The 20,814-nt window shown below is 65.7% G+C and carries 19 protein-coding genes; 15 read left to right on the forward strand and 4 right to left on the reverse strand.

Features of this window, described 5'->3' with window-relative positions; genetic code table 11:
* Position 1: 1 nt before the first annotated feature.
* Positions 2-1,138 carry a thiolase family protein gene (locus CMV14_RS23050; protein ID WP_066963649.1) on the reverse strand — a complete coding sequence of 379 codons (1,137 nt, stop codon included), beginning with the start codon at positions 1,136-1,138 and terminating at the stop codon, positions 2-4.
* A gap of 166 nt (positions 1,139-1,304) precedes the next feature.
* On the opposite strand from CMV14_RS23050, the gene CMV14_RS23055 reads away from it, so the two are divergent.
* From CMV14_RS23055 to CMV14_RS23095, 9 genes are all read left to right on the forward strand, one after another.
* Entirely contained in the window at positions 1,305-1,709 is a 405-nt protein-coding gene (locus tag CMV14_RS23055) for a DUF2147 domain-containing protein (RefSeq protein ID WP_066963865.1), read from the forward strand.
* Positions 1,710-1,741: 32 nt separating this feature from the next.
* Complete coding sequence (locus tag CMV14_RS23060; RefSeq protein ID WP_066963646.1) at positions 1,742-3,052, forward strand: OmpP1/FadL family transporter; 1,311 nt, start codon at positions 1,742-1,744, stop codon at positions 3,050-3,052.
* 20 nt (positions 3,053-3,072) lie between these two features.
* Positions 3,073-4,797 carry a long-chain-fatty-acid--CoA ligase gene (locus tag CMV14_RS23065; protein WP_066963643.1) on the forward strand — a complete coding sequence of 575 codons (1,725 nt, stop codon included), beginning with the start codon at positions 3,073-3,075 and terminating at the stop codon, positions 4,795-4,797.
* Between the two features lie 3 nt (positions 4,798-4,800).
* Entirely contained in the window at positions 4,801-5,208 is a 408-nt protein-coding gene (locus CMV14_RS23070) for a MerR family transcriptional regulator (protein ID WP_066963640.1), read from the forward strand.
* A gap of 542 nt (positions 5,209-5,750) precedes the next feature.
* A complete protein-coding gene (locus tag CMV14_RS23075) occupies positions 5,751-8,306 on the forward strand; it encodes a TonB-dependent receptor plug domain-containing protein (protein ID WP_066963637.1) in 2,556 nt (851 codons plus the stop codon).
* 92 nt (positions 8,307-8,398) lie between these two features.
* Entirely contained in the window at positions 8,399-10,003 is a 1,605-nt protein-coding gene (locus CMV14_RS23080; RefSeq protein WP_066963862.1) for a flavin monoamine oxidase family protein, read from the forward strand.
* Between the two features lie 5 nt (positions 10,004-10,008).
* Complete coding sequence (locus CMV14_RS23085) at positions 10,009-10,434, forward strand: c-type cytochrome (protein ID WP_202820876.1); 426 nt, start codon at positions 10,009-10,011, stop codon at positions 10,432-10,434.
* 18 nt (positions 10,435-10,452) lie between these two features.
* Positions 10,453-10,965 (forward strand): RidA family protein, encoded by a 513-nt coding sequence (locus CMV14_RS23090; RefSeq protein WP_066963631.1) that lies wholly within the window; start codon positions 10,453-10,455, stop codon positions 10,963-10,965.
* Positions 10,966-11,090: 125 nt separating this feature from the next.
* Complete coding sequence (locus tag CMV14_RS23095; RefSeq protein WP_066963628.1) at positions 11,091-11,447, forward strand: c-type cytochrome; 357 nt, start codon at positions 11,091-11,093, stop codon at positions 11,445-11,447.
* 37 nt (positions 11,448-11,484) lie between these two features.
* On the opposite strand, the gene CMV14_RS23100 is transcribed toward CMV14_RS23095, so the two are convergent.
* Genes CMV14_RS23100 through CMV14_RS23110 form a run of 3 tightly spaced genes read right to left on the reverse strand, consistent with a single transcriptional unit; the run spans position 11,485 to position 13,837 of the window.
* On the reverse strand, positions 11,485-11,991 hold the full coding sequence (locus tag CMV14_RS23100; protein ID WP_066963625.1) for a L,D-transpeptidase family protein: 507 nt from the start codon (positions 11,989-11,991) through the stop codon (positions 11,485-11,487).
* Positions 11,988-13,043 carry a GTP cyclohydrolase II gene (gene ribA / locus CMV14_RS23105; RefSeq protein ID WP_066963622.1) on the reverse strand — a complete coding sequence of 352 codons (1,056 nt, stop codon included), beginning with the start codon at positions 13,041-13,043 and terminating at the stop codon, positions 11,988-11,990. Before ribA ends, CMV14_RS23100 begins: the two co-directional genes overlap by 4 nt.
* Before the next feature lie 2 nt (positions 13,044-13,045).
* Positions 13,046-13,837, reverse strand: coding sequence for an exodeoxyribonuclease III (locus CMV14_RS23110; protein WP_066963619.1), 792 nt, complete (start codon positions 13,835-13,837; stop codon positions 13,046-13,048).
* A gap of 216 nt (positions 13,838-14,053) precedes the next feature.
* Here CMV14_RS23110 and thyA point away from each other — a divergent pair, with 216 nt between their 5' ends.
* The 6 genes from thyA to CMV14_RS23140 all read left to right on the forward strand — a co-directional run bounded on the left by thyA (position 14,054) and on the right by CMV14_RS23140 (position 20,618).
* Positions 14,054-14,980, forward strand: a complete 927-nt coding sequence (thyA, locus tag CMV14_RS23115; protein WP_066963617.1) for a thymidylate synthase — start codon at positions 14,054-14,056, stop codon at positions 14,978-14,980.
* 88 nt (positions 14,981-15,068) lie between these two features.
* On the forward strand, positions 15,069-15,560 hold the full coding sequence (locus CMV14_RS23120; protein ID WP_066963614.1) for a dihydrofolate reductase: 492 nt from the start codon (positions 15,069-15,071) through the stop codon (positions 15,558-15,560).
* A gap of 157 nt (positions 15,561-15,717) precedes the next feature.
* Positions 15,718-16,659 (forward strand): bifunctional riboflavin kinase/FAD synthetase, encoded by a 942-nt coding sequence (locus tag CMV14_RS23125; protein WP_066963611.1) that lies wholly within the window; start codon positions 15,718-15,720, stop codon positions 16,657-16,659.
* Positions 16,660-16,791: 132 nt separating this feature from the next.
* Positions 16,792-19,686, forward strand: coding sequence for an isoleucine--tRNA ligase (ileS, locus tag CMV14_RS23130; protein ID WP_066963608.1), 2,895 nt, complete (start codon positions 16,792-16,794; stop codon positions 19,684-19,686).
* Positions 19,679-20,197 carry a signal peptidase II gene (gene lspA, locus CMV14_RS23135; RefSeq protein ID WP_066963605.1) on the forward strand — a complete coding sequence of 173 codons (519 nt, stop codon included), beginning with the start codon at positions 19,679-19,681 and terminating at the stop codon, positions 20,195-20,197. Before ileS ends, lspA begins: the two co-directional genes overlap by 8 nt.
* Positions 20,187-20,618: a DUF3035 domain-containing protein gene (locus tag CMV14_RS23140; protein ID WP_066963602.1), complete on the forward strand. Its 432-nt coding sequence runs from the start codon at positions 20,187-20,189 to the stop codon at positions 20,616-20,618. Before lspA ends, CMV14_RS23140 begins: the two co-directional genes overlap by 11 nt.
* Positions 20,619-20,814 lie beyond the last annotated feature (196 nt).

A 20,814-nucleotide genomic window follows, 5' to 3' on the forward strand; every position in this document is an offset into this window, starting at 1 on the left:
GTCACACCGCCTCCAGCACGGTGGCGATGCCCTGGCCGCCGCCGATGCACTGGGTGGCGAGGGCATATTTGCCGCCCTCGCGCTTCAGCAGCGACGCCGCCTTGCCGACGATGCGCGCGCCGGTAGCGCCGAGCGGATGGCCGATCGCGATCGCGCCGCCATCGAGGTTGATCGTCTCAGGCTTGAGGCCGAGTTCGTTCGAACAGGCGAGCGCCTGGCTGGCGAAGGCCTCGTTCAGCTCCACGACGTTGAGGTCGCCCACCGCGAGCCCCGCCCGCTCCAGCGCCTTGCGCGAGGCGGAGACGGGACCGATTCCCATGATCTCTGGCTCACAGCCCGACACCGCGACGCTCCTGATCCGCGCGAGGATGGTGAGGCCGTTGGCCTTCGCATAATCCTCGCTGGTCACCAGCACCGCGGCGGCGCCGTCGGTCAGCGGCGAACTGGTACCCGCGGTCACCGAGCCATTGGCATCGAAGGCGGGCTTGAGCGTGGCGAGCGCCTCGGCGGTCGTCTCGGGCCGGAGCACCCCGTCAGTGTCGACCTGGCCCTTCTTCGTCCGGATCGGGACGATTTCATCCTTCAGCCGGCCACCTTCGCGTGCGGCGGCGGCCTTCTTCTGGCTCTCGACCGCGAAGGCCTCCTGCGCCGCGCGGGAGACCTGGAACTGGGTGGCGACATTCTCGGCGGTGTCGCCCATGCCGATATAGGCGCCGGGCCGCTTCTTCGCGAGTTCCGGGCTGGGGAGCGGGTTGTAGCCCATCATCGGCACCCGGCTCATGCTCTCGACGCCCGCGCAGACGAACACCTCGCCCGCCCCGATCGCGATCTGGCCGGCGGCGATGTGGACCGAGCTCATCGACGAGCCGCAGAAGCGGTTGACCGTCATGCCGCCCACCTTGAGCGGCAGGTCAGCCAGAAGCCCGATCAGCCGGGCGACGTTCAGGCCCTGCTCGGCTTCCGGAAAAGCGCAGCCGAGAACGATATCCTCGATATCCTCCGGTTTGACGCCGGTTTTCTCGATCAAGCCGCGAATCACCTGCGCGGCCAGGTCATCGGGTCGCACCCGGGCGAGATCCCCCTTGTTCGCAAGGTGGAAAGGCGAACGCGCATAACCCGCGATCACGGCATTGGTCATGGAACCGTCTCCTCCGGCGCGGCTTTTATGCAACAGCCGCGCATGATTTCTCTTAAAGGTATGAAGATTACCCTATACGTCAACCCCTTTTTGTGCAATCGATGCTGCATCGAAAAGGTTGACCCGGTCGCAGCATCGGGCGCCCTACAAGAGGATGATACAGGCGATGAGCATCACTCTGTTGGCCCTTGCCGCCGCCGCAGCCGCCAGCCCTGACGCAGTGGTCGGGCGCTGGAAGACTGAAACCCGCAACGGCATCGTAGAGATCACACGCTGCGGCGCTTCGCTATGCGGTAAGTTACTGAGCTCCGACGGCATCAACGCCAATCCCGCGCTCAAGGACAGCAACAACAAGGACGAGAAGCTGCGCGGCCGTCCGCTCAAGGGTCTGCAGATCCTGGGCGGCTTCAGCTTCAAGGACGGCGTGTGGAACGGCGGCACCATCTACAACGCCGAGGACGGCAAGACCTATGACGCGCGGATCACCTCGGTCGATCCCAATATGTTGAAACTCCGGGGGTGCATCTTCGTGCCCCTGTGCAAGAACCAGACCTGGACCCGGGTGCGTTAAGACGCCGGGACGCGAAGAGGAGGAACCCATATATGATGCACAAGACCATTCGCAGCATCGCCCTGGCAGGCACGGCCTCGACGATAGCGCTGCTCGGTGCGGGCGCGGCCAGCGCTTCGGCCTTCTATCTGCAGGAGCAATCGGTACGGGCGGCCGGACGCGCCTTTTCGGGCGAGGCCGCCGATCAGGGCGCCTCGTCGCTCTGGTGGAACCCGGCGGCGATCGCCGGCAACGAGAGCAGCAGCATCTATGGCGGCATCAGCGCGATCCTTCCCAAGGGCAAGGTCGCCAACGTCAACACCCGTATCATCCGGCCCGGCCAGGCGCCCGCGGCGGTCGGCGGCAATCAGGTGTCGGTCAACCCGCTCAACAAGGGCTTCCTGCCCTCGGGCGCGATCGGCTACAAGCTGAACGACCAGTGGGCGATCGGCCTGTCCATCACCGCGCCCTACAGCTTCGCGACCAACTATGAGAATAACAGCTGGGCGCGCTACACCGCCGACAAGACCAAGCTGACTACCTTCGACCTGCAGCCGACCATCGCCTTCGCGCCCTCGCCGATGATCGGCATCGGCATCGGCCTGAACGCCGAGTACAGCAAGGCATCGCTGTCCAACTCGCTGCCCAATCTGTCGCCGCTGCTTGCCGACGGCCACCAGACGCTGCGCGGCAAGGGCTGGGACTTCGGCTGGTCGGTGGGCGCCCAGCTCCACCCGAGCCCGATGATCGACCTCGGCCTGAGCTACAAGTCCTCGGTCAAGCATGTGCTGAAGGGCAGCATCACCACCGCCGGGTTGCTTGGCCCGCTCGCCGGCCAGAACGGCCGCATCAACGGCGTCAAGGCCAGCTTCCGCACGCCGTGGCAGGCCGTTGCCAGCGCCCGCATCCATGCCACGGAGGCGCTGACGCTGAACGGTCAGATCGTCCGTGCCGGCTGGAAGAAGTTCGACGCGATCCGCCTCGCCGCGCCGCTGAACGTCGCGCTGGACCAGAATTACAAGAACAGCTGGAGCTATGCGGTCGGCGTCGATTATGACGTCTCGCCGGAGTGGACGATGCGTGGCGGCATCCAGATCGACAAGACGCCGACCCAGGACGGCTCGCGCGACGCGCGCGTGCCCGACGCCAGCCGCGTCAACTTCGCGCTCGGCACCTCGTACAAGATCACCGAGGCGATCACCGTCGACGCCGCCGCCAACTATGTCGATTTCAAGAACGAGACGATCGACAGGCCGGGCGGCTTCTATCCCGGCACCCCGGCGCAGACGATAATCCTGCCGGCCGGGCAACTCCGCGATGCCCGCGCCATCATCCTCGCGCTCGGCGCCCGGATGACCTTCTGACACAGGAGACCTGAGCAGCCATGACCTCCGGCGACACCGTGGCACCCCCGAAATCCCCCCGTCGCGGTGCCGCATCCCCGGACGGCGGGGACGTGCCAGCGTCCCCGCCGATTCCGCCCCGGCTGCTGACCGACCTGATCGATGCCGCGGTGCGCGACCATGGGGGGCGCACCGCGATCGACTTCCTCGGGCGGACATGGCGCTATGCCGAGATCGGCGCCATGGTCGATCGCGCCGCCGCCGGCCTGCAGGCGATGGGGGTGGGACCCGGCGTGCGTTTCGGCCTGTGCCTGCCCAACACCCCTTATTTCGTGGTGCTCTATTTCGCAGCGCTGCGCTGCGGGGCGACGATCGTCAATTTCAATCCGCTCTATGTCGAGCATGAGCTGAAACACCAGATCCGCGATTCGGGCACCACCGTCATGGCGGTGATCGATGTCGCCTCCATCCACGCCAAGATCGCCGCGATCGCCCAGGAAAGCGGGCTGGAGAAGATCATCGTCTGTCCGATGACGGAGATATTGCCCCCGCTTCTCTCGATCCTCTACCGCCTGTTCAAGCGCGGCGAGATCGCCCGCCCGCCCCGGGACGGGCGCCATGTCACCTTCGCCGACATCCTCGCCGGCGGCGACGGCTTCCGGCCCGTGCCGATCGACCCGGACGATGTCGCGGTGCTCCAATATACCGGCGGCACCACCGGCGTCCCCAAGGGCGCGATGCTGACCCATGCCAATCTGACCGCCAACAGCCGCCAGATGATCCTGCACGTCGCGGGAACCAAGGCCGGGGATCCCGCGCGGCAGGATCGGATCATGGGCGTATTGCCGATGTTCCACGTCTTCGCCCTGACGACGGTGCTCAACTTCTCGATCGACACCGCCGCGCTGATGATCCTGTTGCCGCGCTTCGAACTGAAGCAGTTCCTGAAGACCGCGAAGCGCACCCGGCCGACCAAGCTGCTCGCCGTGCCGACCATGCTGACCGCGATCAACAAGGCGGCGGCCGAGCGGCCGATCCACTTCGACGATCTCGACTTCTGCGTTTCGGGCGGCGCGCCCCTGCCCTTCGACGTGCGCGCCGAGTTCGAGCGGCTGACCGGCGCCCGCGTGGTGGAGGGATATGGCCTGTCGGAAACCTCCCCGATCCTGACCTGCAATCCCTGCGAGGGCGAGGTTAAGGACAACAGCGCCGGCCCGGCCTTCCCCGGCACCATCATCGAGATCCGCAGCCTCGAAGACCCGCACCAGCTGATGCCGGTGGGCCAACGCGGCGAAGTCTGCGCACGCGGGCCACAGGTGATGAAGGGCTATTGGAACAAGCCCGAGGAGACCGCCAAGGTGTTCGTCGATGGCGCGATCCGCACCGGCGATGTCGGCTATCTCGACGAGGACGGCTATCTTTTCCTGGTCGACCGGATCAAGGACGTCATCATCTGCGGCGGCTATAACGTCTATCCGCGCGTGATCGAGGAAGCGCTCTATGAACATCCGGCCGTGCTGGAAGCGGTGGTGATCGGCGTCGCCGACGCCTATCGCGGCCAGGCGCCCAAGGCCTTCGTGGTGCTGCGCCCCGGCCAGCAGGCGAGCATTGACGACCTGAGCGAATTCCTCAAGACACGCGTCTCCAAGATCGAAATGCCACGCGAGATCGAAATCCGTACCAGCCTGCCCAAGACGCTGATCGGCAAGCTTTCGAAGAAGGAACTGGTTGCCGAGGAGGCCCGCAAGGCCTCCCCCGCAAGCTGATCCATGACGAAGCATGACCCCAGCGGTGGAGACCGCCAGCCGCTCCGCAGCATCCAGGATGTCGCCGACGAACTGGGCATAACCAGCCGCGCGATCCGCTTCTACGAGGACAAGGGACTGCTGGAGCCGCAGCGCGTGGGAACCATGCGGGTCTATTCGAAGCGCGAGGTCGGCCGGCTCCAGCTGATCCTGCGCGGCAAGCGGCTGGGGTTCAGCCTGCGTGAGATCAAGGAGTTCCTTGACCTCTACACGGTGGACGAACTGCACCTGGAACAGACCAAGCGGCTGCTCGCCCAGACCAGCGAACGGATCGATGCCCTCGAACTCCAGCGGCATGCGCTTGAGCAGACCCTCGACGAACTGAAGGATATTGTCCGCCAGTGCCGTGAGAGGATCGCCGAGGCCGGCTGAGGCCGTCCCCTATCGCATATCGACGCCCTGCCGGCGAAACCAGCCGTCGAGCCCGAAACACTCATGATCAGACTGCGTCGGATCGGCCGCTCCATCTGATTGTTTCAGCGCGGTTGCCGCGCCGGCAGACGTTTCTTCCGGCACGCCTCCCCGAATGCCCGGAGCGAATTTCCCGACAAGAATTTTTTTTGATCGCGGGGATGGCGGGTTTTGCGCTGTCGCTCGTCTTTCCCTTTAACCCGGGCGCGACTCGGGATGGGGGAGAGATCGTGGCGTGGCAGAAAAGTCACAGCACCTTCTCTTTTAACAAACATGTAAGAATTGAGATTGCCGACTCGCGATCAGGCCGTAGTCTGAAAAAATCAAAAGACGGACAGGGAGCTTAGATTCGAGTATAGTGGCATTATTATTTGCCAGAAACTCCGCATTTTTGCGGACATTGGCCTATGTCATCTCGAATAAATTCATCTAATACTTCCAGATACTGTCACTTTCAAAGGGAAGGTGTCCTGAAAGATTCTCGCAATCTTTTGGGGGCGCACATGAAAAGAACAGGTCTCGTTTCCTTCACCGCGCTGGCGCTCGCCAGCCTTTCTGCCTCGGCCGCAATGGCCCAGACGCTTCCGGCGGAGGCCGGCGAGGCGACCGACGAGGGAGCCACCATCATCGTCACGGGCACCCGCGCGAGTGGAATTACCGCCGCGGAAAGCCCGACGCCGATCAAGCTGCTCGGTGCCGATGCGATCGAGAAGGTCGGCCAGCCCAACCTCAACCAGGCGCTGACCCAGCTCGTCCCCTCCTTCGTCGCCCAGGCCTTCGGCGGCGACATGGCGAACCAGACTCTGCAGGCCCGCCTGCGCGGCCTCAGCCCGAACCACACGCTGGTGCTGGTCAACGGCAAGCGCCGCCACACCACCGCCAATTTCGCGGTGCTGAGCGGCCCGTTCCAGGGCGGCGCCTCGGCCGATCTCGACCTGATCTCGCCCCAGGCGATCCAGCGAATCGAGGTGCTCGAACAGGGGGCCGCCGCGCAATATGGCTCGGATGCGATCGCCGGCGTCATCAACATCCTGCTCAAGGACAATGACGAGGGCGGCACCGCCGTCGGCAGCTATGGCGAATATTACAAGGGTGACGGCGGCACCTACAACGCCCAGCTCAACCTCGGCACCCGCGTCGGCGAGGCCGGCTGGATCAACCTGACCGGTTTCTATCGTTCGCATGGCCGCAGCCAGCGCGGCGGGCTCGACCGCCGCGTCACCGACATGAACGGCGTGCTGCTGACCACGTTGAGCGCCGCCCAGCGCGCGCTCTATCCGGGCCAGGACGGCTTTCCCTTCGTCAACAAGATCGTCGGCGACGCCAAGTCCCGCCTGTACAACACCAGCTACAATGCCGGCTATGATCTGGGTGACGTGCAACTCTATTCGTTCGGCACCTACAGCCACAAGACGGCCAGCTCGATCCAGAACTTCCGCCTCGCCGATCGGGTCATCCGATCGCCCGTGCTGGGCGTCGCTGGCACGCTGACAACGCCGGGCGTGATCCTGTTCGACAATACCGGATTCGACCCGACCGAGGAGATCAGCGAGGACGATTTCGGCATCACCGGCGGCGTCAAGGGCGAGACGATGGGCTGGAAGTGGGACCTTTCCACCACCTACGGCAAGGACAAGGTCAAGCTCTACACCCGCAACAGCGCCAACGCCTCGTTGTTCGTCGACACCGGCTTCACCCCGACCGATTTCTATGACGGCCAGTTCATCAACGAGGAACTGACCCTTAACGCCGATTTCGGCAAGGAATTCGACGTCGGCATGGTCGAGCCAATGAACGTCGCCTTCGGCGCCGAATATCGCAAGGGCACCTATTCGATTGGGTCGGGCGATCCGGGCTCCATCTACAAGGAGGGCGGCCAGTCCTATCCAGGCTTCCGGCCGACCGACGCCGGCAGCCACAGCCGGAAATCCTATTCGGCCTATATCGATCTGGCGCTGATGCCGGCCGATGGCCTCAAGCTCGACGTAGCGGGCCGTTACGAGCATTATTCGGACTTCGGGAGCAAGGTGATCGGCAAGATCACCGGCCGCTATGACATCACCGATGGCTTCGCGCTGCGCGGCACGGTGTCGAACGGCTTCCGCGCCCCGACCCTGGCCGAGAGCTTCTATTCGGCGACCAACGTCGCCCCGACCTCGGCGACGGTGCAGCTGCCTGCCAATTCGGCGGCGGCCAAGCTGGTGGGCTTCCAGAACCTCAAGCCCGAGAAGTCCACCACGTTCAGCGCCGGTTTCGTCGCCGAACCGGTCGACAAGCTGACTGTCACGGTCGATGCCTATCAGATCAAGGTGAAGGACCGGATCATCGGTTCGGGTTCGATCGCGGGCAAGATCAGCGGCGTGGTCTGCAGTCCCGCGGCCAACCCGTCGGGCTGCCCGTTCGACGGCAACCTGATCCTCGGCGCGATCGCGGCACAGGGCAACATCCTCGATCCCACCGTCGGCGACGTCAGCATCGCGGTGTTCACCAACGGCGTCGACACCCGCACCCGCGGCATCGACCTGACGGCGTCCTACCCGATGAGCATGGACTTCGGTTCGATCAACTGGACGCTGAGCGCCAACTACAACGAGACCAAGATCACCAAGGTCTCGATCGACCCGCGCCTGATCGATGCGATCGCGATCAGCATCATCGAGAAATCGTCGCCCAAGTGGAAGGTGATCGCCGGCGCCACCTTCACCTCGGGCCCGCTCTCCATCACCCTGCGCGAGGCGCTCTACGGCCCCACCTCGCAGCTTACCCGTCCGTCGGGCGCCTATCTCGGCCCGGTCGGCGGCTACTACAAGGTTGAGGTCGGCACCTCGGCGCTCACCGACCTCGAAGTCAGCTACGAACTGGTCAAGGACCTGACACTGACCGCCGGCGCGAACAACCTGTTCAACAAGAAGCCCGAGAAGGTCTACAACGTCACCCTGGCCAACGGCACCGGCCTGCGCCCGGTCACCGGCTCCAACGTCTGGAACCAGCCGCTCACCTTTGGCCCCTACGGCTTCAACGGCGGTTATTATTATGGCCGCATCACCCTGAAGTTCTGATCGGCTTCCCCTTCTGGCCGGGAGTGAATCCGTTCGCTCCCGGCCTTTGCTTTCACTAGTGTAACCACAGACTGATTCCAGAAGGATGGATGATGGGCGACCTTGATATGGGCATGGCCTCGAACGGCCTGACCCGCCGCTTTTTCCTGGAAAGACTTGGCCGGATGGGCGGCACGGCGATGCTGCTCGCGGGCATGGACGCGCTGGGCTTCGGGATCGGATCGGCACTGGCCGCGCCGCCGAAGCTGGAGGGCAAGCCGAGGAAGAACCGGGTGGTGATCCTCGGCGCCGGCAATGCGGGCCTTGCCTCCGCATATGAACTCACCCAGGCCGGCTATCAGGTAACGGTAATCGAGGCGCGCAGCTTCCCGGGCGGCCGCGCCCAGACCGCGCGCAAGGGCTTCAGCTTGACCGAGCTGGGCGGTGCTACCCAGAATTGCGATTATGACGACGGGCTCTACATCAATCATGGCCCGTGGCGGATTCCCTACCACCATCATTCGACGCTCCACTACACCCGCAAGTTCGGCGTGCCGCTGGAGCTGTTCAACAACGACAACGACGCCAGCTTCCTGTTCTTCGAGAAGGGCAAGGGACCGCTGGCCGGCAAGCCCGTCCGCAAGGGCGAGGTCGCGGCCGACATGCTCGGCTATTCGTCGGAGATACTGGCCAAGCTGTCGAAGCAGGGCGCGCTCGACAGCCAGATGGGCGCCGAGGACAAGGAACGCTTCATCGAGTTCCTGACCGAGTTCGGCCATCTGTCGAAGAAGGACCTCAACTATACCGGCACGCCGGGCCGGGGCTTCCTGGTCGATCCGGGCGCGGGCACTGATCCCGGCCCCGGCAAGCCGTCGGCCCCGCACAAGCTCAACGATCTGCTCGACAGCGGCCTGTGGCACATGCTGCACAGCGTCGCCGAATGGGAGCAGCAGCGCACCATGTTCCAGCCGGTCCAGGGCATGGAGCAGATTCCCAAGGCGATCGCGCGGCATCTGCCGGACGGGATGATCCGCTATTCGACCGAGGTGCAGCGCATCCGACAGAGCCCCAAGGGCGTGACCGTCGATGTGATGCGCGACGGCCAGCCCGAGACGATCGCCGCCGACTGGTGCATCTGCACCATCCCGCTATCGGTTCTGAAGACCATCGACCATGGCCTGTCGCCCGCCTTCGCCGAGGCGATGGCGAAATGCGCCTATGCGCCGGTCGGCAAGATCGGCCTCCAGATGAAGCGCCGATTCTGGGAGGAGGATCATTCGATCTACGGGGGCCATGTCTTCTGCGACAATCCCGACATTAACAATATCGCGCTGCCCTCCACCGGCTGGCAGGGACAGAAGGGCGTGCTGCTGGGTTACTATAATTTCGGTCCCAACGCCGCGAAGGTCTCGGCCAGGTCGCCCGCCGACCGCGCCGCGCTGGCGCTCGACTATGGCCAGAAGATATTTCCCGCCTACAAGGAGAGCTACGAGACCAGCTTCTCGGTCGCCTGGCACCGGGTGAAGTACAACCTCGGCGGCTGGGGGATGTGGAGCGACGAGGCGCGTGCCACCGCCTATCCGCTGCTCACCGAGCCCGACGGAAGACTCTATCTGGCCGGCGAACATATGAGCTATATCGGCGGCTGGCAGGCCGGTGCGTTCGAAAGCGCATGGCAGCAGGTCGAACGGCTCCACGCCCGCGCGATGAAAGGATGAGAGCCGTGCGTATCCTGACCTGCCTGCCGCTGCTGGCGGCCGCCTTCGCCGTCTCCGCGCAGACCACCCACGCCCCGACCGTCGCCGCCGCGCCCGATCCGGCGCTTGATCCCGCCAGGGTGTTCAGCGACAATTGCGCCGCCTGCCACCAGGAGGACGGCAAGGGAATCGAGGGCGCCTTCCCTGCCCTTGCCGGCGACAAGTTCGTCCTGGAGGGCCCCGATCCGGTGATCCACGTCGTGCTGGAGGGCCGGGGCGGCATGCCCACCTTCAAGGCCGATCTCACCGATGCTCAGATCGCCGCCGCCGTCACCTATATCCGCACCAGCTGGGGCAATGCCGCATCGCCGGTGACAGCCGAAACGGTGGCAGCGATCCGATCGGGCGAAGCACCCAGGCCCGACGCCACCAAGATCATTTCCGCCCATTGATTCCTGAAGGAGACTGCCATGAAGACCAAGATGATCGCAGCCGCCATCCTCGCCACCGCCCTGGCCGCGCCCGCGCTCGCCGCCCCGGCCCCCGTCAACCGCATCACCAGCCCCGGCCCCGACGGCAAGCCGGGCCTGATCCTCAAGGGGGTGATCGTCCCGGCAGGCTACGAGACCTTCTACCTGTCGGGCCAGCTCGCCGATCCGATCGATCCGGCCAAGAAGGAGACGATGGACGATTTCGGGGACACCAAGACCCAGACGATCAGCACGATCAAGAAGATCAAGGCGCTGCTGGAAGCGCAGGGCTACGCGATTACCGATGTCGTCAAGATGCAGGCCTTCCTCGCCGCCGATCCCAAGCTGGGCAAGATCGACTTCGCGGGCTTCAACGCCGGCTTCAAGGAGTATTTCGGATCGGCCGACAACCCCAACACGGTCTCGCGCTCGACCTTCCAGGTCGCCAACCTCGTCTCTCCGGTCTTCCTGGTCGAACTGGAGGTGACCGCGGTGAAGGCACCGAAGAAATAAGCTTCAGCCCCGTCACGCGAAAGCGGGCCCCTCTCCTTCGGGAGCGGGGCCCTTTTCTTTGCCCTTGAACCGGAGCCGGTACGACCCCACCATGGAAAGTGGAGGAGGTTTAACGGAGCAACGCCATGCGCCGGATGATCGCCCTTGCCCTGATCGTTCTGACCCCTTCGCCCATCCTTGCCCAGCCGGGGCCCGACCCGGCGAAGATCTACGCCGAGAATTGCGCGCGCTGCCACCAGCTCAGCGGCAAGGGGCTGGAGGGCGCCTATCCCGGCCTGGCCGGGGACAGGATCACCACCGGCCCCGCGCCCGCCGCGATCCGCCTGGTCCTCGACGGGAAGGGCGAGATGCCGGCCTTCCGCAATCGGCTGAGCGACGCCGAGATGGCGGCGGCGCTCAGCTACGCCCGGACGAGCTGGGGCAATATGGCCGGCGCGGTGACCGGACAGGAGGTCACGAAAGCGAAGGCGGCAGCAAAATAGCGTCGCTCCGGTGGAGGCCGGGGCGACCGACGGAGACTTAGACGATCTCCACCACATCCCCGGGTGACAGCTGCGGCAGCAGACCCAACAGCGCGTCCCTCTCCACCGCCACGCATCCCGCCGTCGGGCGGCCTTCGCTGCAGTGGAGGAACACCGCGCTTCCCAGACCCTGAACCGGGGGCGCATCATTGTGGCCGAGCACCACGATCACGTCATAGGCGCCGTCCTCCCGCACCAGCCGTTCGGCCGAGAAGCGATGGGGGTGGCGCACCGGCCGGTTATATTGGGGATCGCCGGGGCCATCCGACCAGCCATCCTCCGCCCTGATCCAGCGCCACGGCAGACGCAGCCCCGGCGGCGGGGAGGCGGCACCCGGCCGGAACAGCACGGTACGGATCGGCCAGCGCCCCAGCGGGGTCGCCCCGTCGCCCTCGCGCTTGTCGGCGGCGGGCAGCGCGCCTGCACGGCCGATCGCGCAGGGAATGAGGGTGCCGTCCGGTGCGGTGAGGGTCAGCGTCGCGCTGTCGACCCTCAGCCCACTCACAGGACGTGGCCGGTGCGGTCGCGCTTGGTGGCGAGATAGGCGCTGTTGTGCGGATTCTCGCCCATGCGGTGCGCCACCCGCTCGACCACCTCGATCCCCGCGCCTTCGAGGCCGGCGACCTTCTGCGGATTGTTGGTGAGCAGCCGGACCCTGAGCTGGCCGAGCAGCGACAGCATCCGCGCCGCCACCCGGAAATCGCGCTCGTCCACCCCGAAGCCCAGCCGGAGATTGGCGTCGACCGTGTCGAAGCCCTGATCCTGCAAGGCATAGGCGCGCAGTTTATTGATCAGGCCGATGCCGCGCCCTTCCTGACGCAGATAGAGGAGGATACCCCAATTGGCCTCGGTCATCGCCGCCAGCGCGCCGCCAAGCTGCGGCCCGCAATCGCATTTGAGCGAGCCCAGCACGTCGCCGGTCAGGCATTCGCTGTGGAGGCGGACCAGCGGCGGGGTACCGTCGGGCGTGCCGATGATCAGCGCGACATGCTCGGCGGCGTCGGCGACATGGCGGAAGGCGACGATCTCGGCCTTCTCGCTGACCGCAACCGGCAAGCGCGCCTGCGAGGCGATGACGAGATGCGCCGGGTCCTCATAATCGTCGAGCGCCTCGGCCGACAGCTCGGCCTCGGCCGCCCCGTCATTCTTCACGAACAGCGCCGGCAGCAGCCCGGCGAGGCGCGCCAGCCGGAGCGCCGCCTCGGCCGCCTCCGGCGCCTCGACCGCCTTGGCGCGGAACGGTCCCTTCAGCGGGGTCGCCAGGTCGCGCACCGGATCGGCCAGTGCGATCGCCACCGGCAGGTCCAGCCACGGCACGCGTTCGACCAGCGCCGGGCTGGCCGGATTGGCCGCCTCACGCTGGTTGGCGAGACGCAATGTCTCGGCCCGCGTGGCGGAAAGCAGGACGTCGGCAGCGCCGCCCGTATCGAAATCGGCGAGGGTGACGTCATTGGCCGTCTCGATCGCCAGGGCGACCAGCCGCTTGCCCCCGGCCGACACCGCGACCGGCCAGCCGCGCTTGAGCGCATCGATGGCGCGGGCGGCGTCGCGGGCCATGCTCACACGTCGAGCTCGGTGATCAGCGGGATGTGATCGGAAGGCCGGATCCATGAGCGGCACGGCTCGCAGACATAATGGTTGGTGGCGAGCCTGGCGACCTCGGGGCTGGCCCACATATGGTCGAGCCGGCGGCCGCGATCGGACGCCGCCCAGTCCTGCGCGCGATAGCTCCACCAGGTGAAGAGCCGCGCCGGCGGCGGCACGAAGGTACGGCCCAGGTCGACCCAGTCATGCGCCGCCTGAAGCCGGCCCAGCGTCTCGACCTCGATCGGCGTGTGGCTGACCACGTCGAGCAGCTGCTTGTGGCTCCACACGTCGCATTCGAGCGGGGCGATGTTGAAATCCCCCACCAGCAGCGTCGGCTCCTTCAGATCCTCCGACCAGCGGATCATGCGGCCGAGGAAATCGAGCTTCTGCCCGAACTTCGGATTGAGCGCGCGATCGGGAATGTCGCCGCCCGCGGGCACATAGACATTCTCCAGCCGGATGCCGCAATCGAGCCTGACACCGATGTGCCGCGCCTCGCCATTGTCCTGCCAGTCGTGCCGGCCATTGTCGTGCAGCGGCAGCTTCGAGATGATCGCCACGCCATGATGCATCGGCTGGCCGTTGATCTCGAAATGCGTGTAGCCGATGTCGCGGAACATCTGGAACGGGAAGGTGTCGTCGCGGACCTTGGTCTCCTGCAGGCAGAGGATGTCGACCTGCTGCTCCTCCAGGAACTGCCTGACGATATCGATGCGGGCACGGACCGAATTGATGTTCCAGGACGCGATCTTGAGCTTTGCCATAGGCCGGCGATGTAGCGAGGGGGCGGGGTGAAAGGAAGTGGGGCGGCATCCAAACTTCACCGTCACCCCAGCGAAGGCTGGGGTCCATGTCTCTTTCCACCCGAAATGGCATCTGAGAAGGCGACAGACATGGATGCCAGCCTTCGCTGGCATGACGATATCAGGATTTGACGACCGACATTGACCGACACGGATACCCCCCGCTACCCACCTCGCATGACATCACATCCCGAGCAGCAATATCTCGATGCCATGGCCCGCGCCTGGTATGGCGGCGACGAGCGGGTCGACCGCACCGGCGTCGGCACCAGGGCGACCTTCGGGGTGACGATGCGGTTCGATCTGTCGGACGGCACGGTGCCGCTGATCACCACCAAGAAGATCTTCTGGAAATCCGCGGTGAAGGAGCTGATCTGGTTCCTTTCCGGCGACACCAACATCCGCCCGCTGGTCGGCCAGAACGTCCATATCTGGACCGACTGGCCGCTCGACAAATATCGCAAGGCGACCGGCGAGGATATCGACCGCGACGCCTTCGAACGCCGCATCATCGAGGAGCCCGACTTTGCCGCGCAGTGGGGCGATCTCGGCCCGGTCTACGGCAAGCAATGGGTCGACTGGCCGCGCTACACCCCGGCCGGAGACGGCCTGTTCAGGCGCGAGGAGAAGGGCATCAACCAGATTGCCGAGCTGGTCGAGGCGATCCGCACCAATCCCGGCTCGCGCCGGCTGATCTTCACCGGCTGGAACGTGCCCGAGCTGCCGGGCATGGCGCTGCCGCCCTGCCACATGACCTACCAATATCATGTCGCGGGCGGGCGGCTGTCGGGCATCCTCTACCAGCGCAGCTGCGACCTCGGCCTCGGCTTCCCGTTCAACATATTCGAGGCGGCGCTGCTGATCCGGATGCTCGCCCAGCAGACCGATCTGGAGCCCGGCGAGCTGGTGTGGATGGGCGCCGACACCCATGTCTATTCGAACCACGGCCATCTCGTCGAAGAGCAATTGTCGCGTTCGCCGCGCCCTTTTCCGAAACTGTCCTTCGCCCGCAGGCCGTCGAGCATGTTCGCCTATGCGCCCGATGACTTCGTGATCGAGGGCTATGATCCGCACCCGCACATCAAGGCCGAGGTGGCAGTGTGATTTCTCCGCGCAATCCGTTCGTGTCGAGCGAAGTCGAGACACGCCGGCCAAGCGGAACATCCCTCGACTTCGCTCGGGACGAACGGAAATGAACAAAGCCGAAATCGTCTTCGTCCTGGCCCGGGCGAAGAATGGCGTGATCGGCCGCGACGGCGACCTGCCGTGGCGCATTCCCGCCGACCTGAAGCATTTCAAGGCGCTGACCCAGGGGGCGCCGATGCTGATGGGCCGCAAGACCTTCGAAAGCCTGCCCGGCCTGCTGCCCGGCCGCCGCCATATCGTCCTGACCCGCGACCGCGCGTGGCGGGCCGATGGGGCGGAGGTCGTCCACGACGTCGCGGCGGCGATCACGGCGGCGGGCGATTCCGATCGGCTGTCGGTGGTGGGTGGCGCCGAGATCTACGCGCTGCTGCTGCCCCATGCCGACCGGATCGAACTGACCGAGATCGACGACGCCCCCGAGGGAGATACGGTGGTGCCACCGTTCGATCCGGCGAGGTGGCGGGAGGATGCGCGCGAGGTGCATCCCGCAGCGGATGGGCGGCCGGGATTCGCGTTCCTCACCCTGCGACGACAATGATCTGCAAAGACCGTCACCCCAGCGAAGGCTGGGGTCCATGTCTCTCATCGCCCACTATGGCATCTGAGAAGGCAGCAGACATGGATGCCAGCCTGCGCTGGCATGACGGATTGGGATATAATTGCGCGACACCCCGTCCCTTTCTATACGCCGCCTCATGGAGCGGCTGACATGTGACCGCCCCGTTCCCGAGCATCTGCGCGGGGGCGTGGTGGCGTTGGGGAATTTCGACGGCTTCCATCGGGGGCACCAGGCGGTCGTCGGCGCGGCGGTCGCGCATGGCCGCGCGACCGGCCGGCCGGTGCTGGTCGCCAGCTTCGATCCGCATCCGGTGCGCTATTTCCGGCCCGATACCCCGCCCTTCCGCCTGACCTCGCTGGACCAGCGCGCCGCCCTGTTCGCCGAAGCGGGCGCCGACGCGATGCTGCTGTTCAACTTCAACGAGCGGCTCGCCAATGTCGGGGCGGCGGAGTTCATCTCCGACTGGCTGATCGGGCGCACGGGCGCCGCCCATGTCGTCACCGGCGAGGACTTCACCTTCGGCAAGGGCCGCTCGGGCAATGTCGGCGTGCTCGCCGAACTCGGCGGCCCGCTTGGCCTCACCGCGCAGGCCATCGGACCGGTGAGCGACGCGCGAGGCCCGATATCGTCCAGCCGCATCCGCGAGGCGCTGGTCGCGGGCGATCCGATCGAGGCCGCGCGGCTGCTGACCCGTCCCTATCGCATCCAGGGCAAGGTCCAGCATGGCGACAAGCTGGGCCGCACCATCGGCTTCCCCACCGCCAATATCGCGATGGACCGCTATCTCCGCCCGAAATATGGCATCTACGCGGTGCGCGGCCTGCTGCCCGACGGGCGGATGCTGGAGGGCGCCGCCAATCTCGGCATCCGCCCGACCTTCGATCCGCCCAAGGAACTGCTCGAAGCCTATTTCTTCGACTTCGCCGAGAGCCTGTACGATGTCTGCATCGAGGTGGAGATGATCGCCTATATCCGCCCCGAGGCGAAGTTCGACAGCCTCGAGGCGCTGACCGCGCAGATGGACAAGGACTGCGCCGAGGCGAAGCGCATACTTGCCGCCTACAATCCGCTCGCCTAGAGCCTCCCCAAACTCCGTTCGTGTCGAGCGTAGTCGAGACACGCCTCCGAGCGACAGCGAGGAGCCTTCGCTCCGCTCAGGCGGTCCCTCGACTTCGCTCGGGACGAACGGATCTGTGGAATTGATGCTCAGATGACCGACGCCCCTGACTACCGCGACACCGTCTTCCTGCCGAAGACCGATTTCCCGATGAAGGCCGGCCTGGCCAACAAGGAGCCGGCGATCCTCGCGAAATGGGCGGCGGACGATCTGTACGGCAAGCTGCGCGAGACCCGCGCCGGCAAGCCCCGCTTCATCCTGCATGACGGCCCGCCCTACGCAAACGGCGACATCCATATGGGCCATGCGATGAACAAGGTGCTGAAGGACATCATCGTCCGCAGCCAGTCCTTGACCGGCAAGGACGCGCCCTATGTTCCCGGCTGGGACTGCCACGGCCTGCCGATCGAATGGAAGGTCGAGGAGGCCTATCGCGCCAAGAAGCTGAACAAGGACGAGGTCGATCCCGTCCAATTCCGCGCCGAATGCCGCGCCTATGCCGAGAAATGGGTGGGCGTGCAGAAGGAGCAGTTCAAGCGGCTGGGTGTGCAGGGCGACTGGGACGATCCCTATCTGACGATGAACTATGCGTCGGAAGCGGCGATCGTCGGCGAGCTGCTCAAATTCGCCGAGAGCGGCCAGCTCTATCGCGGCGCCAAGCCGGTGATGTGGTCCCCGGTCGAGAAGACCGCGCTGGCCGAGGCCGAGGTCGAATATGAGGACATCACGTCGACCCAGATCGACGTGGCGTTCGAGATCGTCGAGAGCAAGATTCCGGAACTGGTCGGCGCCTATGCGGTGATCTGGACGACGACGCCATGGACGATCCCGGTCAACCAGGCTTTGGCATATGGGCCGGAGGTTGAGTACACACTGGTCGAACTCGACGGACGAAAGCTGTTGGTTTCTTTCGATCCTGCTCTCCTCCGTCAAATCGCACTACGCCTAGTTGGCGCTGCGGATCACGAAGCCTGGCTTGCAGCGCAGTATGAGAAGATCGTTCCTTTTAAAGGCTCCGATCTCGCCGGCACCATCGCCCGCCACCCGATGCACAAGCTCGGCGGTTTCTATGCGAAGCCGCGCCCGCTGCTGGCCGGCGATTTCGTCACCACCGACGCCGGCACGGGCCTCGTCCACATGGCGCCCGACCATGGCGAGGACGACTTCCTGCTGTGCAAGGAGCATGGCATCGCCCCGGTGTTCGCGGTCGAGGGCGACGGCAAGTATCGCGCCGACTGGGAATGGCTGGCGGGCCAGGGCTCGGTGATCAATCCCAAGTTCAACGCGCCCGACGGGCCGATCTGCGCCGACCTGCGTGAGACCGGCGCGCTGCTCGCGGCGAGCGCGGACTTCAAGCACAGCTATCCGCACAGCTGGCGATCGAAGGCCAAAGTGATATTCCGCTGTACCCCGCAGTGGTTCATCCCGATGGACAAGCCGATCGGCGACGGCCTGGCCCCGCGCTGCGGGGAGGAAGAGGCGATCCTCAAGGCCCAGGGCAATGGCGCGACCCTGCGCGATCTCGCGCTGGGTGCAATCCAGCAGACCCGCTGGGTGCCCGAGAAGGGCGAGAACCGCATCACATCGATGGTGGCAGGCCGGCCCGACTGGGTGATCAGCCGCCAGCGCGCCTGGGGCGTGCCGATCGCGGTCTATGTGAACAGCAAGACCGGCGACTATCTGCGCGATCCAGCCGTCAACGCCCGCATCGTCGCGGCGTTCGAGGCCGGCGGCGCCGACGCCTGGTTCACCGCCGACCATCAGGACCTGCTCGGCTCCGCCCATGACGCGGCCGATTATGAGCCGGTCAACGACATCCTCGACGTGTGGTTCGATTCGGGCTGCACCCACGCCTTCACCGTCGAGGCGCGCTATGGGATCGGCACCCGCGCCGACCTCTATCTGGAAGGGTCGGACCAGCATCGCGGCTGGTTCCAGTCGTCGCTGCTCGAAAGCTGCGGCACGCGTGGGCGCGCACCCTATGACGCGGTGCTGACCCATGGCTTCGCGCTCGACGGCCAGGGCCGGAAGATGTCCAAGAGCCAGGGCAATGTCGTCGATCCGCTGAAGATCATCAATGAGAGCGGTGCCGATATCCTGCGCCTGTGGGTCGCCTCGACCGACTATTTCGAGGATGTCCGCATCGGTAAGGAGATCCTGGCCGGCACGTCGGACGCCTATCGCAAGCTGCGCAACACCTTCCGCTATCTGCTCGGCGCGCTCGACGGCTATAGCGATGCCGAGAAGGTCGCGCCGGCCGAGATGCCCGAGCTGGAGCGCTATGTGCTTCACCTGCTCGCCAGCCTCGACGCGGAACTGAAGGACGCGACCGCCGCCTTCGAGTTCAACCGCTATGCCCGCGCGCTGAGCGAGTTCGCGAACAACGACCTGTCGGCCTTCTTCTTCGATATCCGCAAGGACTCGCTCTATTGCGACGCGCCCTCGGACCCGAAGCGCCGCGCCTATCGCACCGTGCTCGACACGCTGTTCCACGCGCTGGTCCGCTATGCAGCGCCCATCCTGTGCTTCACCGCCGAGGAAGTGTGGGGCACCCGCTTCCCCGACGCCGGATCGGTGCATCTGCTGACCTGGCCCGAGGTCGATGCCGGCTGGAAGGATGACGACCTGCGGATGCGCTGGGAATTGCTGCGCCGCTATCGCGTCAAGCTGACCGGCGAGATCGAACCGCTGCGCCGCGAGAAGGTGATCGGTTCCAGCCTGGAAGTCGAGGTGACGGCGCTCAGCTATGACGCGGGCGAAGCCGCTCTGCTGCGCACCGTCGATCTCGCCGAACTCGGCATCGTCGCCAAGGTCGAGGTGTGCGAGGGCGATGCGGCGGTGGCGGAACTGGCCGCCGGCAGCGATCCGATCGCCTTCGAGGTGGCCAAGACCGAATATGAGAAGTGCGGCCGCTGCTGGCGCCACCTGCCCGAAGTCGCAAGCGACGGCACCCTGTGCGGCCGTTGCGAGACGGTGGTGCATGGCTGATCTGCCCGCGGACCACCGCATGCTCGGCTTCGGCGTCGCGGCGGCGGTGCTGCTGGCCGACCAGATCAGCAAGTGGTGGATCATGGCGGTGGTCGAACTGCCGGTCCGCGGGCTGATCGCGATCACCAGCTTCTTCGATCTGCGCTGGGTGGAGAATTACGGCGTATCGATGGGCTTTCTGGTCGCCGGTTCGAATCGCGAGCGCTGGCTGCTGGTCGGCGCAACGGCGGCGATCGCGATCGGAATCATCGTCTGGCTGTGGCGCGAAAAGAACCGGGCTGACGTGGTCGCGCTCGCCCTCGTCCTCGGCGGCGCGATCGGCAATATCATCGATCGCACGCGGCTCGGCTATGTCGCCGACTTCCTCGGCCCACATATCGGTGGCTGGTATCCCTTTTTGGTCTTTAACGTCGCCGACGCCGCGATTACGATAGGCGTCGTCATCCTCGTGCTGCGGGCCCTTCTGGCACGCGAGCACAAGGCCCCTGCGGAGAATATCGATGCGGTCTAAGTTGCTTCTCGGTTCGGCGCTGGTCGCCATGACGCTGCTGTCGGCCTGCAGCCGCGGCGATCGCGCGGGCGTGATGGCCGGCCGTTCCTCGAGCCTCGACGCCTTCGCGGTCTCGAAGCGCGCGCCGCTGACCATCCCGCCCGATTTCGCGCTGACTCCGCCGCGCCCCGGCGCGCCCCGCCCGCAGGAGGCCGATTCGAGCCAGCAGGCGCTGTCGGCGATGTTCGCCAACACCCAGCCGCCACGCAGCCAGACTGAGAAGGACATCATCGGCCTGACCCGCACCCTGCCCGAGCCCGGCATCCGCTCGACGGTGGGCGAAGTGAGCGTCTCGACCGTGAACAAGGGCCCGGCCACCCGCACCATCCTCGCCGCCGCCGCGACGGACAGCGCAGACGCCAGCGTCACGCTCGGCAACTGAGCGCCCTCGCCCCCTTTCCCCGTCATGCCGGCGAAGGCTGGCATCTCGGGAGATGGAGCGCTTCCCTCACAATCTCGTCATTCCCGCGAAGGCGGGAATCCACCTGGCCGCCTTATCCTGTCCCCGATGGGTTCGGAGTTTGCTCGCCGGTGGATTCCCGCCTTCGCGGGAATGACGGTCAAGGAGGATAGCGGCG

This window comes from Rhizorhabdus dicambivorans, assembly GCF_002355275.1.
Taxonomy (GTDB): domain Bacteria; phylum Pseudomonadota; class Alphaproteobacteria; order Sphingomonadales; family Sphingomonadaceae; genus Rhizorhabdus; species Rhizorhabdus dicambivorans.

Coding starts and splice junctions, on each gene's coding strand:
- CMV14_RS23050 (WP_066963649.1), bottom strand. CDS start 1,138: ATGACCAATGCCGTGATCGCGGGTTATGCGCGTTCGCCTTTCCACCTT.
- CMV14_RS23055 (WP_066963865.1), top strand. CDS start 1,305: ATGAGCATCACTCTGTTGGCCCTTGCCGCCGCCGCAGCCGCCAGCCCT.
- CMV14_RS23060 (WP_066963646.1), top strand. CDS start 1,742: ATGATGCACAAGACCATTCGCAGCATCGCCCTGGCAGGCACGGCCTCG.
- CMV14_RS23065 (WP_066963643.1), top strand. CDS start 3,073: ATGACCTCCGGCGACACCGTGGCACCCCCGAAATCCCCCCGTCGCGGT.
- CMV14_RS23070 (WP_066963640.1), top strand. CDS start 4,801: ATGACGAAGCATGACCCCAGCGGTGGAGACCGCCAGCCGCTCCGCAGC.
- CMV14_RS23075 (WP_066963637.1), top strand. CDS start 5,751: ATGAAAAGAACAGGTCTCGTTTCCTTCACCGCGCTGGCGCTCGCCAGC.
- CMV14_RS23080 (WP_066963862.1), top strand. CDS start 8,399: ATGGGCGACCTTGATATGGGCATGGCCTCGAACGGCCTGACCCGCCGC.
- CMV14_RS23090 (WP_066963631.1), top strand. CDS start 10,453: ATGAAGACCAAGATGATCGCAGCCGCCATCCTCGCCACCGCCCTGGCC.
- CMV14_RS23095 (WP_066963628.1), top strand. CDS start 11,091: ATGCGCCGGATGATCGCCCTTGCCCTGATCGTTCTGACCCCTTCGCCC.
- ribA (WP_066963622.1), bottom strand. CDS start 13,043: ATGGCCCGCGACGCCGCCCGCGCCATCGATGCGCTCAAGCGCGGCTGG.
- CMV14_RS23110 (WP_066963619.1), bottom strand. CDS start 13,837: ATGGCAAAGCTCAAGATCGCGTCCTGGAACATCAATTCGGTCCGTGCC.
- thyA (WP_066963617.1), top strand. CDS start 14,054: ATGACATCACATCCCGAGCAGCAATATCTCGATGCCATGGCCCGCGCC.
- CMV14_RS23120 (WP_066963614.1), top strand. CDS start 15,069: ATGAACAAAGCCGAAATCGTCTTCGTCCTGGCCCGGGCGAAGAATGGC.
- CMV14_RS23125 (WP_066963611.1), top strand. CDS start 15,718: ATGGAGCGGCTGACATGTGACCGCCCCGTTCCCGAGCATCTGCGCGGG.
- ileS (WP_066963608.1), top strand. CDS start 16,792: ATGACCGACGCCCCTGACTACCGCGACACCGTCTTCCTGCCGAAGACC.
- lspA (WP_066963605.1), top strand. CDS start 19,679: ATGGCTGATCTGCCCGCGGACCACCGCATGCTCGGCTTCGGCGTCGCG.
- CMV14_RS23140 (WP_066963602.1), top strand. CDS start 20,187: ATGCGGTCTAAGTTGCTTCTCGGTTCGGCGCTGGTCGCCATGACGCTG.